The sequence below is a fragment of the Tenacibaculum aiptasiae genome, from assembly GCF_008806755.1.
GTDB lineage: Bacteria > Bacteroidota > Bacteroidia > Flavobacteriales > Flavobacteriaceae > Polaribacter > Polaribacter aiptasiae.
The window spans coordinates 563,038-581,115 of sequence record NZ_WAAU01000003.1 but is presented as its reverse complement, the minus strand read 5'-3'; the positions used below and the strand labels follow the sequence as shown (position 1 = coordinate 581,115).

The 18,078-nt window shown below is 29.9% G+C and carries 20 protein-coding genes; 13 read left to right on the top strand and 7 right to left on the bottom strand.

Features of this window, described 5'->3' with window-relative positions; genetic code table 11:
- Window positions 1-132 precede the first annotated feature (132 nt).
- Together F7018_RS18810 and F7018_RS02715 are read right to left on the bottom strand one after the other, a co-directional pair.
- On the bottom strand, window positions 133-2,349 hold the full coding sequence (locus F7018_RS18810; protein ID WP_150898434.1) for an OmpA family protein: 2,217 nt from the start codon (window positions 2,347-2,349) through the stop codon (window positions 133-135).
- 70 nt (window positions 2,350-2,419) lie between these two features.
- Window positions 2,420-3,181, bottom strand: a complete 762-nt coding sequence (locus tag F7018_RS02715; RefSeq protein ID WP_150898433.1) for a TerB family tellurite resistance protein — start codon at window positions 3,179-3,181, stop codon at window positions 2,420-2,422.
- Window positions 3,182-3,298: 117 nt separating this feature from the next.
- Here F7018_RS02715 and F7018_RS02710 point away from each other — a divergent pair, with 117 nt between their 5' ends.
- Window positions 3,299-3,709, top strand: a complete 411-nt coding sequence (locus F7018_RS02710; RefSeq protein WP_150898432.1) for a BrxA/BrxB family bacilliredoxin — start codon at window positions 3,299-3,301, stop codon at window positions 3,707-3,709.
- 51 nt (window positions 3,710-3,760) lie between these two features.
- Here F7018_RS02710 and F7018_RS02705 read toward each other — a convergent pair whose 3' ends face one another.
- Both F7018_RS02705 and F7018_RS02700 read right to left on the bottom strand, forming a co-directional pair.
- On the bottom strand, window positions 3,761-4,198 hold the full coding sequence (locus F7018_RS02705) for a LexA family protein (protein WP_150898431.1): 438 nt from the start codon (window positions 4,196-4,198) through the stop codon (window positions 3,761-3,763).
- Window positions 4,199-4,201: 3 nt separating this feature from the next.
- On the bottom strand, window positions 4,202-5,458 hold the full coding sequence (locus F7018_RS02700) for a Y-family DNA polymerase (protein WP_150898430.1): 1,257 nt from the start codon (window positions 5,456-5,458) through the stop codon (window positions 4,202-4,204).
- Window positions 5,459-5,561: 103 nt separating this feature from the next.
- Between F7018_RS02700 and F7018_RS02695 the strand changes: the two genes are divergently transcribed.
- From F7018_RS02695 to F7018_RS02640, 12 genes are all read left to right on the top strand, one after another.
- Window positions 5,562-6,023: an Lrp/AsnC ligand binding domain-containing protein gene (locus tag F7018_RS02695; RefSeq protein ID WP_150898429.1), complete on the top strand. Its 462-nt coding sequence runs from the start codon at window positions 5,562-5,564 to the stop codon at window positions 6,021-6,023.
- A gap of 9 nt (window positions 6,024-6,032) precedes the next feature.
- Window positions 6,033-6,614, top strand: a complete 582-nt coding sequence (locus F7018_RS02690) for a HupE/UreJ family protein (protein WP_150898428.1) — start codon at window positions 6,033-6,035, stop codon at window positions 6,612-6,614.
- A 66-nt stretch (window positions 6,615-6,680) separates the two neighbouring features.
- Window positions 6,681-7,103 (top strand): deoxycytidylate deaminase, encoded by a 423-nt coding sequence (locus F7018_RS02685; protein WP_262713959.1) that lies wholly within the window; start codon window positions 6,681-6,683, stop codon window positions 7,101-7,103.
- Window positions 7,096-8,658 (top strand): S41 family peptidase, encoded by a 1,563-nt coding sequence (locus F7018_RS02680; RefSeq protein WP_150898427.1) that lies wholly within the window; start codon window positions 7,096-7,098, stop codon window positions 8,656-8,658. Before F7018_RS02685 ends, F7018_RS02680 begins: the two co-directional genes overlap by 8 nt.
- Before the next feature lie 112 nt (window positions 8,659-8,770).
- Entirely contained in the window at window positions 8,771-9,316 is a 546-nt protein-coding gene (locus F7018_RS02675) for an RNA polymerase sigma factor (RefSeq protein ID WP_150898426.1), read from the top strand.
- Window positions 9,306-10,076, top strand: a complete 771-nt coding sequence (locus F7018_RS02670; RefSeq protein WP_150898425.1) for a HEAT repeat domain-containing protein — start codon at window positions 9,306-9,308, stop codon at window positions 10,074-10,076. The genes F7018_RS02675 and F7018_RS02670 overlap by 11 nt, the downstream gene beginning before the upstream one ends.
- A gap of 15 nt (window positions 10,077-10,091) precedes the next feature.
- Window positions 10,092-10,928 (top strand): DUF4097 domain-containing protein, encoded by an 837-nt coding sequence (locus F7018_RS02665; protein ID WP_150898424.1) that lies wholly within the window; start codon window positions 10,092-10,094, stop codon window positions 10,926-10,928.
- 30 nt (window positions 10,929-10,958) lie between these two features.
- A complete protein-coding gene (locus F7018_RS02660; protein WP_150898423.1) occupies window positions 10,959-11,690 on the top strand; it encodes a DUF4097 family beta strand repeat-containing protein in 732 nt (243 codons plus the stop codon).
- Between the two features lie 162 nt (window positions 11,691-11,852).
- Window positions 11,853-12,971 carry a transglutaminase domain-containing protein gene (locus F7018_RS02655; protein WP_150898422.1) on the top strand — a complete coding sequence of 373 codons (1,119 nt, stop codon included), beginning with the start codon at window positions 11,853-11,855 and terminating at the stop codon, window positions 12,969-12,971.
- Between the two features lie 122 nt (window positions 12,972-13,093).
- Entirely contained in the window at window positions 13,094-13,441 is a 348-nt protein-coding gene (locus tag F7018_RS02650; protein ID WP_150898421.1) for a YciI family protein, read from the top strand.
- Window positions 13,441-14,679: an RNA polymerase sigma factor gene (locus F7018_RS02645; RefSeq protein ID WP_150898420.1), complete on the top strand. Its 1,239-nt coding sequence runs from the start codon at window positions 13,441-13,443 to the stop codon at window positions 14,677-14,679. The genes F7018_RS02650 and F7018_RS02645 overlap by 1 nt, the downstream gene beginning before the upstream one ends.
- A 67-nt stretch (window positions 14,680-14,746) precedes the next feature.
- Entirely contained in the window at window positions 14,747-15,088 is a 342-nt protein-coding gene (locus F7018_RS02640) for a VOC family protein (protein ID WP_150898419.1), read from the top strand.
- Window positions 15,089-15,095: 7 nt separating this feature from the next.
- Here F7018_RS02640 and F7018_RS02635 read toward each other — a convergent pair whose 3' ends face one another.
- From F7018_RS02635 to F7018_RS02625, 3 genes are read right to left on the bottom strand one after another with little or no spacing between them, the layout of a single operon-like run.
- The gene (locus tag F7018_RS02635; protein WP_150898418.1) at window positions 15,096-15,653 is read right to left on the bottom strand and encodes an MOSC domain-containing protein; all 558 of its coding nucleotides are present in this window, start codon (window positions 15,651-15,653) and stop codon (window positions 15,096-15,098) included.
- Window positions 15,654-15,657: 4 nt separating this feature from the next.
- On the bottom strand, window positions 15,658-17,154 hold the full coding sequence (locus F7018_RS02630) for a GH3 auxin-responsive promoter family protein (RefSeq protein WP_150898417.1): 1,497 nt from the start codon (window positions 17,152-17,154) through the stop codon (window positions 15,658-15,660).
- The gene (locus tag F7018_RS02625) at window positions 17,155-18,018 is read right to left on the bottom strand and encodes a M23 family metallopeptidase (RefSeq protein WP_150898416.1); all 864 of its coding nucleotides are present in this window, start codon (window positions 18,016-18,018) and stop codon (window positions 17,155-17,157) included.
- Between the last annotated feature and the right edge of the window lie 60 nt (window positions 18,019-18,078).

Sequence of the window (18,078 nt, the reverse complement as noted above, 5' to 3'; positions counted from 1 at the left end):
TTTATTCAATCGGTGTTTACTTAGTATTGATTTTCAAAATAATTGCTTGATTATTAAAAAAGCGTTGCAAGAAATTTTCTTACAACGCTTTTATTATGGATAATATGTATCTTAAAAATTTTAATATACTAATTACTTTTTAGTGGTCTTATCTATTTTTAAAGCTTGTTTTATACTTATTCTTTTTCCTTCTAAAAAAGGAACAATAAAAGCATCATTATAACCTGCTTTTTTCAATTGATTTAATCTATCTTCTATTTTTTCTAACGATTTATTTTTACAACAATAAAACTTATACGAAGTACCTACACGTATTACCTCAGCTTCTTCCAAATTAGCAAAAGGTTCTTTTTCATATTCTTGCTTTTTAGTTGAAGCTAGTTGTATTTTATATATTAATCCTTCTTTTCTTTTTTCTTTTGATGTTTTAGTATCATCTAGTATGTAAAAATATGAACGGCGATTTATTTGATGTGCTTCCTCGGCACATTTAGTTCCTTTTGATTCATCACAATCATTCAATAATTGTTCTTCTCCAAAACCTTTTGCACTTTGTATTCTATCTGATGAAATACCTCTTGAAATAATATAATCTTTGGTTGCCTCTGCTCTTTTGGTAGATAGCCATTTATTATATTTAGCTTCTCCTCTGCTATCTGTATGCGATTCAATTTTAATTACCATTTCTGGATGATTATTCATTACTGACACCACATGTTCTAACTCGTATGCTGCATCTTCTCTAATATCATACTTATCAAAATCAAAATAAATAGGATTTATGACGATCTGATCTTCAACTATTAAAGATTCTAATTGTAAATTAGTGGTTATTGACTCTTTATTTACATCAAGTGTTTCTACCACTTTTTCTTCACCCTTATAGTCATCTTTTGATGCTACTACGGTAAACTTTTTTTCGCACTCTAGCGCATTAAAAGTATAGGTACCATCTCCTTTTGTTTTTGTTTCAGTTACTACTTTACCTGTTGAATCAATTAATCTTACCACTACATCTTGAATTGGCTTCTCTGTTTTTGTTTCTGTTACTAAACCAGAAATCGCTTCTTTACAATTGTATACTAAGAAACTATAAATATCATCGTCACCTTTTCCTCCTTCTCTGTTTGAAGAGAAAAAACCATTATTTCGTTTCTTATTAATTACAAAACCAAAATCATCATAAGGTCCATTTATTGGTGCTCCTAAATTTAGAGACTTCATATAATTACCCTCTACAAGTTTAGATTCAAAGACATCTAAAGCTCCTAAACCTAAGTGCCCATCTGAAGCAAAATACAAGGTATTATCGTCTCCTATAAAAGGAAACATTTCTCTTCCTTCCGTATTTATACCTTTTCCTAAGTTTTTGGGTTCACTGTATTTTCCTCCCTCTAATAACTCTACCTTATAAATATCGGTTAAACCATATCCGTTGGGCATATTAGAGATAAAATACAATGTTTTTTCATCTAAACTTAAAGCAGGATGTCCTATTGAGTAGTTATCATTACTAAAAGGAAGTTCCGTTATATTCCTCCAAACATCTCCAATTTTTTCTGCTTTATAAATCTTAAGGTTTGCTTCTTTATTTTCTCCTCCTTTTAATTTTTCTCCATCAGAACTTGTTCTTGTAAAATACATTGTCTTTCCATCTGCTGTAATTACAGCATTAGACTCATGATATTTAGAATCTACAGATTCAACTTTCTTAGAAGCAAATACATCTAGAATTTTCGCTTCTTCGTTAAAAGATTCTGTTCCTTTATAGATACTAAGGTGTGGTTGATTATTCCAACTATACAACTTTTTATCATTGGTTCCATTAGGCTTTGTTGAAGCAAAATAAAACTCATTACCAAATATAAAACCTCCAAAATCAGAATATTTTGTATTTATTGAAAGGTTATTTAGGTTTACATATAATTTTTCTCTGTTAGTATACTCAATAAAATAGTTTGTGTTTTGTTTTAATGCTTCTCCTCTACTGTCTTCTTTCCTTAAATTATTTAATTTCAAAAGCCACTTATCTGACTCTTTAATTTTCCCATTACTTTTTAATACTTGTGCGTATTTAAAAACATATTCTGGTGAAATAATTTTCTCATACCTTTTTATTAATTCTTTGTACCATTTCTCGGCTTGCACAAAATTTGAATTATTGTAATAAGAATCGCCTAGACGACTTAAAACAGAATAGGAAGTATCTCCTTTCTTAAACAAACTTTCATATAATTTGGCTGATTTCTTATAAGCGTACTCATTAAAATATTTATCTGCTATAGATTTTCTTTGCCCCCAACAAGTTACACTTATAAAAACAAATAAGTATAGTATCTTTTTCCCCATGTTTAAAATGCGTTTTTACGTATCTAAGCCACCCCTTATAAAGATAACTTTTTTTTATTACACTAAAAAATTAGCTAAGTCCCCTCTCTTTTTTTATTTGGTCGTAAGCAGCTTGAATTTGTTGGAATTTTTCTTTTGCCCCGTTCTTATGCTCTTCTCCCAAACCTTGTAGTTTATCTGGATGGTATTTTTTAGCCATCTTTCTATATGCTTTTTTAATTTCACTATCAGTAGCATTTTTAGAAATCTCTAAAATTTTATAAGCACTACCTGAAGCATCATAAAACATTGCTTTTATTGAAGAATAGTCTCGTTGATTTATATATAAATAACTTGCTATTTTTCTTATTTCTTGTTCTTCTGGATCTGTAACTTGCCCATCAGCTTTAGCTATTCCAAATAAAAAGTGAAGTAATTGTAATCGAGTAGAATGCGTCATGTGTTGACGAATTTGCAAGCAAACTTGACGCGTTGAAATTTGTTTCTTTATTATTCCATTGAATAATTTAAATGCATGATTTGCTCTTTCTTTTCCATACATTCTTACAAAATACGATCGTACATAGTCTAACTCTCTTCTATCTACTCTTCCATCAGACTTTATAACTACAGAAGCTAGTATTAATAAACTTATTTCAAAATCTCCTGAAGTAGCTCTTCCCCTATATTGTTGCTGTTGCGCTTGTTCTTGATATTTTCTTTGCTCTTCTGTAAAGTCTTCTATAGAAACCCCATCAATAAAACTACCTACTGCAAATCCTATAATTGCCCCTATTGGACCTCCCAATGTAAATCCTGCTCCTGCTCCGAGCCATTTTCCAAATTTCCCCATTCTATTTTTTTAAAGCTGTAAAGATACTATTATGTCTTAATATAAAAGCATCAGTTTTTTAGGTTTGATTCTTGCTTGTAAATGAAGTATCTTTGCATCAAATTTTAATTTAAAAATATGTATCCAGAAGAATTGGTAAAACCGATGCGCGATCAGTTAATTGACGCTGGTTTTGATGCTTTATATACTGCTGAAGATGTTGATAATGCTTTAGCTAAAGAAGGAACAACATTAGTAATGGTAAACTCTGTTTGTGGTTGTGCTGCTGGTACAGCTAGACCTGGTGCTATTGCTTCTTTAGGAGCTGATAAAACTCCTACAAATTTAACTACTGTTTTTGCAGGTGTAGAAAAAGAATCTACAGCTAAAGCGAGAGAATATATGATTCCTTTCCCTCCTTCATCTCCTGCAATTGCTTTATTTAAAGATGGTAATTTAGTACACATGTTAGAGCGTCATCATATTGAAGGTCGTTCTGCTCAAGCTATTGCTCAGAATTTAGCAGCTGCTTACGATGAGTTTTGCTAATTATTAGATAAAAAGACTTACAACAAAAAACCAGCAATATTGCTGGTTTTTTTATACTTTCTTAATAACATTTGTTACAATTCCCCAAATAATAAAATTATTTTCTTCCGTTATTTTTATAATAGGATAATCTGGGTTTTCTGGTTGCAACCATACTTCATCACCTTCAACACGTAAACGTTTAACCGTAAATTCTCCGTCTAAAAAACAAACTGCTATCTTATTGTTTGTTGGCGCAATACTTCTGTCTATTACTAACAAATCATTATCATCCAATCCTGCACCAATCATAGACTGGCCACTAACCTTTGCAAAAAAAGTTGCTTCTTTATTTTTTATTAATTCCTCATCTAAAGAAATACGTGTTTCTCTAAAATCGTCTGCTGGCGAAGGGAATCCTGCCGAAATACCAATATCCATAAAAATAGCCCCTTCATTTTCATTCTTCTCTTTTGGTAAAAAAAGAGTTAATTTTCCTAATGCTCCCATAATTTATTTCACCCTAATAATCTCATTAATATTTGTAGTGTACTTTGGTGATAAACGTTCTTGACGCATTTTCCAAGTACGCTTTAAATCTTGATTTGCTAATTTTACTTTGTCAGATTTAAATGTTTTATTCAATTTATCAATTGCCTTCATCAAAGGTTTATGCTTTGGATTTTCTCCTTCAAACATATTCAATTGATAATTATCTGAAGGCACTAATCCTGTTACAATAACTCCGGCTCGCTTATACTTAATTCCTTCTTTAAATATAGTTGTTACAGCTTTCACTGCACTTTTACTGATAGTTAATGTTGAATCTGTTGGATATGGAAAAACTACAGTTTTACTTACCCTATGCTGTTCACTATCTTTTTTATGGCGATCGCTACGTAACATAACAACCACCATATGACAACTAGAATTTTGTTTCCTTAGTTTTTCTGCACAACTTGTGGCAAATGTAGAAATTCGTTCCTTAATATTATCAATATCTGAAAATGTATATTCAAAGCTTCTTGTAGTTGCTATCGCTTTTTTTGTTACAGGTTCGTCCAATATTATTTTAGAATCTCCTTCTAAATCTTTCTTCAACTTCCAAACTGTAATTGATAATTTTTTTCGCACCCAATCATCATCTAATTGTGTAAAATCGTAAGCTTTAATACAACCTTTTGCTTTCAATTTTTTAACCAATCCTCTACCAATTCCCCAAACACTTTCAATAGGTATCCATTTTAGTGCTTTTATTCTCTTTTCTTCAGAATCTATTACATAAACCCCTCCTGTTTTTTTAGGGAACTTTCGAGCAATTTTGTTAGCAATCTTACTCAAGGCTTTTGTAGGTGCTAGCCCTACACAAGTTGGTATTCCTGTCCATTGTAAAATTGTACTTCTTATTTTTTTTCCATAAGAATCAAAATCGTAATTATCAAATCCTTTAAACTGTAAAAAAGCTTCATCTATTGAATACACTTCTACATCGGGAGAAAATTGTTCCAATATTTTCATCACTCGAGCACTCATATCTCCATATAAGGGATAGTTTGATGATAACACTGAAATATTATTATTCTTACAAAACTGTTCCCATTTAAAAATAGGTGCTCCAAATGGAAGATTTATTTTTTTTGCTTCATCACTCATAGAAATTACACAACCATCATTATTGCTTAAAATAGCAACTGGCTTGCCTTCTAAATTCGGATTAAAAACCCGTTCACAAGAAGTATAAAAATTATTACAATCTACAAGTGCGTACATAAATGTAAAGATAAAAATCTTCTTCCATTACGCTTCTACATATTCTAAAATATCCAATTTTATACTCCCTTATAATCAAGTAAACTTTCCTTATTTTTGCTGTATGCTTAAGAAATTAAAAATTGACGGTATTGATAAAATTATTATCAAGCGACTAGTAAAGGATGCTCGAACACCTATTTTAAGTATTGCTAGAGAGGTAGGAATATCGGGTGCTGCAATACATCAACGATTACGAAAATTAGATAGTTCTGATTTAATTGATGGTTATAAAATGGTTTTAAACCCAAAAGCTTTAGGATATACCACAACCGCTTTTGTGGGGGTGTTTTTGGAGGCTTCTAGTCAATATTCTTCAGCTATTAAACGATTGAAAGATATTCCTGAAGTTGTAGAGAGTCATTATACAACGGGTAACTATGCTATTTTCATTAAAATACTATGTAAAAACAATGAAGATTTAATGCATTTGTTAAATAAAGATATTCAAACTATAAAAGGGGTTTCCAGAACAGAAACTTTTATATCTTTAGACCAACAAATAGACCGACAAATAAAAATTTAAAAACCCCGAATGAACGATTTTATTTTTTACTTTAAAATGGGCTTGTTTCATGTATTAGACATCAAAGCCTATGATCACATTTTATTTCTAATAGTACTTGCTGTTGTATATCAGTTTAAGCAGTGGAAAAAAGTTTTATGGCTTATTACATTGTTTACTATTGGGCACTCAATCACTTTAGCACTTTCTGCTTATGGAATACTAAATGTTAGAGCCGATTTAATTGAATTTTTAATCCCTTTAACTATATTCATTACTGGATTGATGAATGTACTTACAGCTAAAAAAGCATCTGTTGGAAAAGAAAATCAAAACTTATTTTTCGCTCTATTTTTTGGTTTAATTCACGGATTAGGTTTTTCTAACTATTTTAAAATGATGATTGGAAAAACTTCTGACAAATTAGTTCCTTTATTAGAATTTGCATTAGGTGTAGAAGCAGCTCAAATTATTATTGTATTGCTTATTTTATTAGTAGGATCTTTAGTGCAATCTGTATTTGGAGTAAACCGTCGCGACTGGATTTTAGTTGTATCATCTATTGTAATTGGTTTTGCCTTTCAAATGATGATTAACCGTGTTTTTTGGTAAAAAATTAACGTCTAAACATCTTAATTCTAATTATATTAGCATTTAACATAACTACCTAAACTACTCTTGAATAAAAAACAATTAAAATACGATAAGGCTTATTTAAAAATGGCTAGAGAATGGGGTAAATTATCTCATTGTAAACGAAAACAAGTTGGTGCCCTTATTGTAAAAGACCGTATGATTATTTCCGATGGATACAACGGAACTCCTTCAGGTTTTGAAAATTATTGTGAAGATGAGGAAGGATATACCAAATGGTATGTATTACATGCAGAAGCAAATGCTATTTTAAAAGTAGCAGCATCTACACAATCGTGTAAAGGCGCTACATTATACATTACGCTTTCTCCATGTCAACAATGTAGTAAATTAATTCATCAAGCAGGAATTAAACGGGTAGTGTACGCAGAAGCATATAAAGATTGTTCTGGTATAGATTTTTTAGAAAAAGCTGGTGTTGAATTGACTTATTTACCTTATGAATAAAAATAATTTACCTATATATTTATCAATAGCTGTTGTTTTCGGTATTCTTATCGGAACTTTTTTTAACCAAGGAAACTCTAGTGGTTTAATTGGAAAAAACACTGCTAATGAAAGAAAAATTAAACGTCTTATTGATTATATAGATAATGATTATGTAGACAATGTAAACACTGACGAATTATTAGATGGTGCAATTACTGAAATGCTTGGTAAGTTAGATCCGCATTCTGTTTATATCCCAAAAGAAAATCTTCAATTAGTTACCGAAAACATGCAAGGTAACTTTGTTGGAATTGGTGTTCAGTTTAGAATGATTGGTGATACCATTACCGTTATTTCTCCTATAAAAGGTGGACCTAGTATTAAAAAAGGAATTAAAGCTGGTGATAGAATTTTGTTAGCAAATAAAGATACTCTTTATGGAAAAAAACTTCAAACTTCTCAAATAATGAAGGCTTTAAAAGGTAAGCCTAACACTAAAGTAGACATACAAGTTTACAGAAAAACAAACGATAGTATTTTTGACGTAACTATTAATAGAGGAAAAGTAAATATTAAAAGTGTTGATGTAGCTTATATGCTAAACGATAGTATTGGTTATATAAAATTAGATCGTTTTGCTCGTAATACCTATAAAGAATTCAAAACCTCTTTAGACAATCTTCTGGAAGAAGGAATGACCGACTTAGTTCTTGATCTTCGTGGAAACGGTGGTGGCTTTATTGATATTGCTAATAGTATTGTTGATGAATTTTTAGAGGACCAAAAATTAATTGTTTTTACCAAAAATAATAAAGGGGATGTTGTTGAGTCTTTTGCTACCGAAAAAGGAGATTTTGAAAAAGGTGGTTTATATGTTTTAATTGACGAAAACTCTGCCTCTGCTTCTGAAATTGTAGCTGGTGCTTTACAAGATAATGACAAAGGTATTATTATTGGACGTCGTTCTTTTGGAAAAGGATTGGTACAACAGGAAATGGATTTAGGTGACGGGTCAGCTGTTAGACTAACTACCGCTAGATATTATACTCCTACCGGACGCTCAATTCAGAAACCCTATAAAAAAGAAAATACAACCTCTTCTTACGATAGCGATATTAGAAACCGCTACTCAAACGGAGAACTTTTTAACAGAGACAGTATCAAAACAATAGACAGTTTAAAATTTACAACTCCTAAAGGAAAAACAGTTTATGGTGGTGGTGGAATTATACCAGATCATTTTGTTGCCGTAGATACAACATCTTATATACCAACTATATTTTTTAGATCATTAAACAACTACGCATTTAACTATGTAGACAACAATCGTAAAAAACTTGCTAAAATTACAGTTGAAGATTTTATAAAGAATTTTGACAAGGACAATACTATTTCTGATCAGTTTTTATCTAAATTCAAAGACTATCGATTATCACAAAGAACAAAAAAACAACTAAGAGATAATCTTAAAACATTAATAGCTCGAGAGCTCTTTAGCGACGAAGGTTTATATAAAGTAAACCAACCAAATGACAAAATGCTTCAAAAAGTTTTTGAACTAGAATCTCAATAAAAACAAGGCCTCGTAAATTTACGAGGCTTTTTTTTATAAAAAATTTAATATCACATGTAACCTTTCTGTAAATTGATGGTTTTTAATATAGAAACTAATCAAAACTAATACATTGAAACATCTAACTGATGAAGATTTAATGCTAGCAGTAGCTAAAGGAGATTTAGATACTATGTCGATTTTATTCGACAGATATCATGTACGTATCTATAATTTCTTTAATAAGATGATTCAGAATAAAATGGTTAGTGAAGATTTAACTCAAGATGTTTTTATCAAAGTTTTAAAATATAGAACATCTTATAAAAATGGAAATTTTGCTTCTTGGATATACACCATAGCTAGAAACATTTTTTCAACATATTATCAAAAACAGAAAAAAGAGAGAACTAATATTATTGAAGATGATAAACTTAACTCAGAATTAATTGAATCATCAACAAATAATAAAGAAGAAATAGAACATTTAAAAGTAGCCTTATTGCAACTAAATAATTCAGATAGAGAATTAATTGTAATGCATCGCTACCAAGGAATAAAATACGAGCAAATTGCTGAAATAATAGGAAGTTCAGAAAATGCCGTAAAGGTGAAAGTGCATAGAGCATTAAAAAAACTAAAAAACATTTATTTTCAAACAGTAGGTAATGAAGTGTAACGATATAGAAAATAAACTAATAGATTATATTGAGAAGAATCTTACCAAAGAAGAATCTTTAATAGTCGAAAAACATATTGAAAGTTGTATTACTTGTCAAAAAGAAGTGAAAGAAATGAAGCTTTTTTTAGATGTAATTGATAATGATATAGAAGAAACACCTTCAAACAACTTAAAATTAAATTTTGAAACGTTTTTAAACAAGGAAAAAGAGCAAACTAAAGTTATACCAATGCAACCAAAAACAAATTGGAAATCGTATATCCGTGTTGCTGCTAGCATCCTTATAGTTGTTAGTGCTTTTTTGATAGGTAAATATCAATCATCTATTAATCCAAATAAATTAACCTTTGCTGATAAACAAAAAATAGAAAAAGAAAATCAGATATTGGCTTTATTAGAAAACCAATCAGCAAGTAAACGAATTTTAGCAGTAACGAATGCTGAAAAATTTTCAAAAAACGACACAAAAATAATTGATGCCCTTATAAATAAACTATTTAATGATGAGAACGTAAATGTACGTTTGGCTGCAGCAGAAGTACTCTCCAAATTTTCATCACTAGAAAAAGTAAAAGCTGCATTAATCAAATCGCTAGAAACAGAAAAAGTACCTTCAATGCAAATTGAATTAATTCAAATCTTAGGAAATATACAAGAAAAAAGAGCGCTCGAACCTATGAAAGAATTATTAGAAAAAGAAGAAACACCAAATTACGTAAAACAAGAAATTCAGTACAACATACCTAATTTACTGTAAAAACATACAAGAATCATGAAAAAAATCATTTTAATATTATTATTAGTTAGCGGTATTATAACTGCTCAAAATAAAGAATACAAACACTCTTTATCAGGGATTAAAAAAGTACGAATAGAAACAAATACTACAACAAAAATTACAGTAGGTACATCCAACTCTTTAGTACTTAAAAACTATAAACATTCTCATAACGATTGTGACAATTGCGATCATGATGATGATCATGACTATGATAACAGATTTCCTCATAATAATCATGATAAAACCAAAAAAGACAAACGAAAAGGTTTAACAGCAATTTATCCTGGAGGTAAAGACAATACAAATGGCTATGGGTTTTCTCTAGAGAAAGAAGGAGATATACTTTATATTAAAGATTTAAAATCTCATTTTCAACGTAGTGGTATTCAATTAGAACTACCAAAAAACATCAACATTTCTGTAGATACGGGTAACTTAGGAAGTTTAGAAATAGAAGGTTTTACTTCTGAAGTTGAAGCTAACACCAATGTAGGGAGAATTACTATGATGGATGTTACTGGACCTATAACCGCACATTCTAGTGTTGGACCAATAAATATCGAATTTTCAAAAGTTAGTCAATTATCACCTATTACTGTAAGTTCATCTGTTAGCGAAATAGATGTTGCTATTCCTTCTAACACAAAAGCAAATCTTGAGTTAAAAACAAATGGAACTGTATATACCAATTTCGATATTGAAATTCCAACTAAAAAAGGAATGAAAAACGTAAGTGGAGCAAAAAGTATTGTAAGTACTATTAATAATGGAGGCGTAAAAATTAAGCTAAAGTCGTCTATGGGAAACATTTACTTACGTAAAAAATAAACTAACATACAACAACATAAAACTTTAATAATGAAAAGACTACTCTTATTCATAGGATTACTATTGACTTTTGGTAACCTAGCAGCTCAAAAAAAAGTAACTAAAAATAAAAATGCATCAGGAATTAACGAAGTATATATTCATGCAAAATTTGCTAAAGATATAAAAATCGAAAACTGGTCTAAAAATGAAATTTCTGTACAAGCTACAGTAAATATAAATGACAATAAGGACAATGATTTTTTTAGCTTAAAAGAAGATAAAATAGGAACTACCTATACCATAAAATCTAACTATGGTGATTTATTCAACAAACAAAAAAAGCATACAGTTGTATATAATGCAGGAGATTGTAAGAATTGTAAACACTGCTCTTACCATAGTGACATGAAAATAAATTATGTTATTTATGTTCCTAAGAATATACAATTAAAAATAAAGAGTATTTCTGGAGACGTTAATGCTCTAGCTTATAATGGCAAATTGACATTAGACTTGGTTAGCGGAAACATTACTATAAAAAAACATTCTAAGTCTATGAATTTAAAAACTGTGAGTGGAGACATAGATATTGCTATTTCTGATGCTAAATTTAAAGCACAAACTTTAACAGGTACTGTTTATTCTAACCTAGATATCGATTTTGATAAAAACAGAAAGAGATCATATGGAAACCAAAAGATATACGGAACTGTAAAAAACGGAAAGGCTTCGCTAAAGTTAAAAACTGTGAGTGGTGATATATTTTTACGTAAAATATAACTCATCTTAAAAAAACAAAACATTTATTCAATACTTCTTTCAAAGATATTTTTCTTGAAAGAAGTATTTTTTTTACATAAAAGACAACCTTTGTATAAAAAAGAATGTCTTATTTATATATTTACAATTAATAAAAATAGCTAACTAAAAACTCTATTCACTATGAAAAAAAATCTTTTATTACTTCTTTCTATCTGCTTTATCATTGTTTCTTGTCAAAAAGAAAAACAACATAACGGGCATCCTGTAATTAACGCAAATTCTACAGGCACAAAATATAAAATTGCAGAAAATTGGTATAACGGATGGTGGTCTATAGCACCACAAGTAAAACACGACACATTAAAAGTCTTATGTTACTCAAACCCAGAAAAGTTTATTTTTAAAACAGATATTGATAGTATATCCTTTGATGTATCAGTTGGTAAATCTTATGATTTTTATGTAAATCTTAAAGATTCTACTTATGCACATACTATTATTACTGGAATTGATTTCCCCAGAGATAAAATAAAGTACGCCACAACACCTCAGAACACAACCTTTAACATCTTATACGAAGAAAATAAAGGAAACTCATACTTGTCTGAATTAGCGGCTAAATATCCTGTTCAGGAATTTAAAAAAGATATTACTGATACTGAAAAATTACTACAAATATTAGACTGGACTAATTCTAGATGGAAACATAATGGAAATAATTCTCCAAGTAAATCTGATCCTATTACAATTTTAGATGAAGCAAAAGCTGGTGGGAATTTTCCTTGTTTTGCTTATGCTATAGTTCTAAAAGCACAATTAGAAAATGCTGGATTTAAATCTAGAACCATTTATTTAAAAACAAAAGATGCTGAAACAAGAAAATCATCTCCTGGTCATGTTGCTACTGAAGTATATGTTAACAGTTTAAACAAATGGGTCTTTCTAGATGGGCAATTTAATATTATGCCTTCCCTTAACAATACCCCTTTAAATGCCGTTGAATTTCAAGATGCTCTAACAAATAACTACAAAGACTTAAAACTAAGAAGTTTAAAAAAGGTTTCTAAAAGACAATATGCTGAATTTGTATACGACTATCTGTATTATTTAGATACTAGTTTAGATCACAGAACTAGAATAGGTTCTAATATTGAAGCACATAAAATTAAAGATAAAACAAGTATAATGCTTGCTCCAATTGGCGCACCAAATCTTACAAAAGTTAACTTTTGGGACTTGACAATAGATTATTGTTTATATACTAACTCACTAAACGATTTTTACGCTAAACCACAATAAATCAATTGTTTTAATAATTTTCAATTAAATTAGTAACTCTAAGTTATAAAAAAAATTAAAGAAGTGTCCTCTTTACATTTCTGGTATACGTCTTAATAGTAAATAATTTAAAACTTTAATTTATGAAAAATTTTATGATGATTTTTATCGGTAAAGAATATATCGATTTAGGGCTTTCAGAAGAAGATGTACAAGCAAGAATGGAAAAATGGTTTGCTTGGAGTAACAAAATGGAACAAGCTGGAATTTTACGTGGAGGTGAAGCTTTGACTCCACAAATAAGACGTGTTACTGGGAAAAACAGAACAATTACTGACTTAACTTCAGCAGATGTAAAAGAAGTTGTTGGTGGATATTTTTTAGTTGAAGCTAAAGATTTTAACGAAGTGCAAGAAATTGCACAAGATTTCCCTGATTATGACTTAGGGAATACTGTAGAAATTCGTGAAATCATGGTATTTGACAAATAATGAAAAACTCTCACATAGATCATCTTTTCCGCCATCATAGCGGAAAGATGATCTCTGTTTTAACTCGAATTTTTGGGCTTTCTAATTTAGAAATCATAGAAGATGCTATTCAAGATACTTTTTTAAAAGCAAGTAGTAGTTGGCAAAATAAACAACCTGAAAATCCTGAAGCTTGGTTAACTCAGGCTGCTAAAAATAGAGTACTTGATATTTTCAGAAAACTTAAAACTGAACAAAAACACATCCCTGAAATTAAAAGTGGTATTGAAGTTATAAGTATTAACGAATTGTTCTTAGATACTGAAATTGAAGATGCACAGTTACGAATGATTTTTACTGCCTGTCACCCAAACTTAGCTCCAAAAGACAGAATTACCTTTGCTTTAAAAACTATTTCTGGGTTTAGTATAAAAGAAATAGCTTCTGCTTTACTCACTAAAGAAGAAACGATTAAAAAGCGTTTATTAAGAGCGAGAAAGACAATTAAAAAAACAAAACTTGAATTTAAAATCCCTCAAGGCAATGAACTTCCTCATCGTATAGAAAGTGTCTTAGAAGTTCTATATCTAATTTTTAACGAAGGTTTTCATTCAAATAAAAAAGATATTTTAATACAAAAAGAGTTATGTGGAGAAGCAATGCGTTTATGCAAAAGCTTATTGAAAAATAGACACACTAATATTTCTGCAAGTTATGCCTTATTTGGTTTGATGTGTTTTCATGCTGCTCGTTTAGATGCTAAAATAAATACAGAAAATGAATTATTAGATTTAAGAGAACAAGATAGAAACAAATGGTCTTTTCCTTTAATTCAATTAGGCAATGCTATGATGAACAAAGCTGTGGAAGGTAATGTATTCTCTTCTTATCATTACGAAGCTGCTATAGCTGCAGAACATATCAAAGCTCCAAGTTTTAAACAAACTAATTGGAATAAAATATTGCAATGGTATCAATACTTACATAAGTTACAACCCAATCCATCACATTTGCTCACTATGGCTGTTGTTTGTTTACAAAACAAAAACTACATTAAAGCTAATTATTATTTTGATCAATTACAACCTGACATTCTAGAACAGCGTTCTTATTTATTTTACGGTGCTAAAGCAGATTACTTTTTTGCTATAAATAACAAAGAAGAAGCTATCAAAAACATTGACTTAGCTATTGAAAAGGTTACCAATAAATTCGAAAAAGAATATTTAAAAAAGAAGAAAGCTACTTTTAAAAACTGATTTTAACTTAAGTTGTTTTTGCTTTTTTTAAAAAGATAAATTAGTTTTCAGTTCTAAAAATTAAACAATGAACAACAATCATATAAATTACATTGAATTTAAAGCTAAAAACATTGAAAAAATAAAACAATTTTATTCAAAAGCTTTTGATTGGACTTTTACTGATTACGGTCCTACCTACACCGCTTTTTCTAGTAGTGGATTAGAAGGTGGTTTTGAAAAAACTGATCAAAAAATAAACAATGGAGCTTTAGTAGTTTTATACAATGAAAACCTAGAAGAAATCAAACAATATATTATCGAATTAGACGGAATCATTTCTAAAGAAATATTTTCTTTTCCTGGAGGAAAAAGGTTTCATTTTATAGATCCTTCTGGAAACGAACTAGCCATTTGGTCTGACAAATAAAACCTAATTACATTCCTTTTGTAATTCTTTTTTGTTGATATACCTCAGCAATAGTAGGATTTTCGGGACATGATTTTATTTGTTCAAATTCATCTCCCGATTTTACCTTACCAGTTTCTAATATTTTAAAGTAAATTCCTGGAAAATCCTGTTTCCAAAACTGTTTTACGATTTTCATATTATTAAATCGTACTCCAAGTTTCATACAAGGTTGACGTGGTTTTGTTACTTCTATAACCACTTCACCTACTTTATAAGTATCTCCTACATGAATTTTAGATTCATCCAGATCATCAATAGTTAGATTTTCTCCAAACATTCCATATCGCCAATCTAAATCTGGATAAAATTCTTTCCAATAAGCATAGTGCTTTTCTGAATAGGCATAAACTGCCTGATCTATTCCTCCATGATGTACTCTATCGCAAACTGCATCTCCTCTAACATCTTCAACATCTAAAAAAATAGGAGTATTTGTAGAATATTTAAAAATACCTGTTGTTATCAGCTTACCTTTCCAATCGATTTCTTTTCGTTCCCCTATGTTTGTAGATACTATCTTCATTTTTTTATTCTTTTAAAAAGACTTGTAATACGTCAGCAATCTTTCTATTATCTGATAATTGTGGAATCTTATTTTGACCTCCAAACTTCCCTATAGATTTCATATACTCATGGAATCCACCTTTTTTTACTTTTCTAATTATTAAAGGTCGTAGCACTTTTCCTTCAATTAAATCAAAGTAATATACATTTTGAGATTGCATTGAAGCATCTATTTTTGAAGCCAGTTCTTCTAAATTATCAGGTTCATTTTCAAACTCAATAAACCATTCATGATATGGTAATCCACTTTCAGGATTTACTTGAGGTGCTACTGTAAATTCGCTAACATTTACATCTGTTCCTACTATGGCATCGTTTAAAGCTTTTTCCACTTCCTTACCTATAACGTGTTCTCCAAAAGCAGAAATAAAATGTTTAATACGTCCAGTTACTTTTATTCTATAAGGCTTTAATGAAGTAAACTCTACAGTATCTCCAATGTTATATCCCCAAAGTCCTGCTGTAGTATTTAAAATAATTACATAATTTACTCCTAACCGTACATCTTTTAAAGAAATTCTAGTTGGATTTTCATCAAAAAATTCTGTTGCAGGTATAAACTCATAAAAAATACCTGAGTTTAACTGTAATAACATTCCTTTTTCTGTTTGAGTATCTTGATAAGCTATGAATCCTTCTGAAGCAGGATACAATTCTACATAATCAATCTTTTTTCCTATTAGAGTTTCAAACTTATTCTTGTAAGGTTCAAAATTTACACCTCCATAAATAAAGAAGTTAAAATTTGGAAAGATTTCAGAAATTGTTTTTCCTGTTTTATCTATTAACTTCTCAAAATACATTTGTACCCAAGAAGGTATACCACTTATTACCGTCATGTTTTCCGGTAAGGTCTCTTCTACTATTTTATTTACTTTAGTATCCCAATCTTCTATACAATTGGTTTCCCAACTTGGCAAACGGTTTTTTAATAAATAGTTAGGTACATAATGCGCAGCAATTCCACTTAAACGCCCTAACTTTACTCCATTCATATTTTCTAGAACAGGACTACCTTGTAAAAAAATCATTTTTCCATCTACAAAACTTGCATCATTTGTTTCAGCAATATAAAACAACAAGGCATTTCGTGCTGCTTTAATATGCGTTGGCATTGATTCTTTTGTTATAGGAATATATTTAGCTCCAGATGTTGTTCCAGATGTTTTTGCATAATACAATGGTTTCCCTTTCCATAACACATTCTCTTCTCCTTCCACCATTCTATCAACATAGCTTCTTAAGCCTTCATAATCATTTACAGGCACACGTTTTTTAAAATCTTCATAATTATTGATAGAAATAAAATCGTGATCCTGTCCAAAAGCAGTTTTACAACCTTCAGTTATTAAATATTTAAAGACTTTTTCTTGTGTTTCATGAGGTTTATTTGCCCACTTGTACACTCTTTTTCGAATCTGTTTTGCAAATGGAATTGCTATTCTTGATTTAATACTCATTTACTGAAAATCTATATAATTTGTTGGATCTACCGGAAATCCATTACTCCATAACTCAAAATGTAAATGCGGACCTGTAGTTAACTCTCCTGTTGAACCTACACTAGCTATTACTTCTCCTGATTTTACAATATCTCCTTGTTGTTTTAACAATGCGCCATTATGCTTATAAACCGATATAAACTCATTAGGATGCTGAATTGTTATTACATAACCTGTTTCTGCAGTCCACTCCGACAAAATAACTGTCCCATCTGCAATTGCTTTTACTGGTGTTCCCGTTTGTGCTACAATATCTATTGCATAATGTTTATCATCTCTATTAAACTTTTGAGACACACTTCCTGTTAAAGGAGAAAAAAACACAATTTTTGCTCTACCCTCTGCTCCTTCTAAAAGAGGAAATCTATCTTTTCCTTCAACCTTATCTCTAAATTGTAAATCTTGCTCTGTAGGCCCTAATTTACTTTCATCAACGACAATGTTTTGAGTCACATCTTTAATTGAATCGACCTTTTCTGGTTGTATTTCTCCAGTAAAAACAGGCTTTAAGGCTTTAGTATAACGTTCTAGTATAGCTAACTTCTTTTGCAAAGAATCTGATTTATAAGTCGCTCTTGCAGCTTCTCTCTTCAAACTTGTAGATGAATATCCTGGTATATACTCTCTTAAACCTGTAAAGGCTATTAATATAGAAGTTAATACAATTAAGACTATTGAAAATACTCCTCCAAAAACAAATACATTAAGTCGTGATAATTTTAATGAAAATTTTTCTTGAAATGTATCTTCATTTAAAATTACCAATCGATATTTATCAATTAGTTTTTGCTTAAGCTTTCGCTTTTTTTGAATTTTTGTCACTTTTAATACTAGTTTGGAATTCAAATATACAACGAAAAAATGGCGTAACTATTTTTTACC

Excerpts from the sequence above, each read along its gene's own strand:
- F7018_RS18810 (WP_150898434.1), bottom strand. The coding sequence starts at position 2,349 with ATGGGGAAAAAGATACTATACTTATTTGTTTTTATAAGTGTAACTTGT.
- F7018_RS02715 (WP_150898433.1), bottom strand. The coding sequence starts at position 3,181 with ATGGGGAAATTTGGAAAATGGCTCGGAGCAGGAGCAGGATTTACATTG.
- F7018_RS02710 (WP_150898432.1), top strand. The coding sequence starts at position 3,299 with ATGTATCCAGAAGAATTGGTAAAACCGATGCGCGATCAGTTAATTGAC.
- F7018_RS02705 (WP_150898431.1), bottom strand. The coding sequence starts at position 4,198 with ATGGGAGCATTAGGAAAATTAACTCTTTTTTTACCAAAAGAGAAGAAT.
- F7018_RS02700 (WP_150898430.1), bottom strand. The coding sequence starts at position 5,458 with ATGTACGCACTTGTAGATTGTAATAATTTTTATACTTCTTGTGAACGG.
- F7018_RS02695 (WP_150898429.1), top strand. The coding sequence starts at position 5,562 with ATGCTTAAGAAATTAAAAATTGACGGTATTGATAAAATTATTATCAAG.
- F7018_RS02690 (WP_150898428.1), top strand. The coding sequence starts at position 6,033 with ATGAACGATTTTATTTTTTACTTTAAAATGGGCTTGTTTCATGTATTA.
- F7018_RS02680 (WP_150898427.1), top strand. The coding sequence starts at position 7,096 with ATGAATAAAAATAATTTACCTATATATTTATCAATAGCTGTTGTTTTC.
- F7018_RS02670 (WP_150898425.1), top strand. The coding sequence starts at position 9,306 with ATGAAGTGTAACGATATAGAAAATAAACTAATAGATTATATTGAGAAG.
- F7018_RS02665 (WP_150898424.1), top strand. The coding sequence starts at position 10,092 with ATGAAAAAAATCATTTTAATATTATTATTAGTTAGCGGTATTATAACT.
- F7018_RS02660 (WP_150898423.1), top strand. The coding sequence starts at position 10,959 with ATGAAAAGACTACTCTTATTCATAGGATTACTATTGACTTTTGGTAAC.
- F7018_RS02655 (WP_150898422.1), top strand. The coding sequence starts at position 11,853 with ATGAAAAAAAATCTTTTATTACTTCTTTCTATCTGCTTTATCATTGTT.
- F7018_RS02650 (WP_150898421.1), top strand. The coding sequence starts at position 13,094 with ATGAAAAATTTTATGATGATTTTTATCGGTAAAGAATATATCGATTTA.
- F7018_RS02645 (WP_150898420.1), top strand. The coding sequence starts at position 13,441 with ATGAAAAACTCTCACATAGATCATCTTTTCCGCCATCATAGCGGAAAG.
- F7018_RS02640 (WP_150898419.1), top strand. The coding sequence starts at position 14,747 with ATGAACAACAATCATATAAATTACATTGAATTTAAAGCTAAAAACATT.
- F7018_RS02635 (WP_150898418.1), bottom strand. The coding sequence starts at position 15,653 with ATGAAGATAGTATCTACAAACATAGGGGAACGAAAAGAAATCGATTGG.
- F7018_RS02630 (WP_150898417.1), bottom strand. The coding sequence starts at position 17,154 with ATGAGTATTAAATCAAGAATAGCAATTCCATTTGCAAAACAGATTCGA.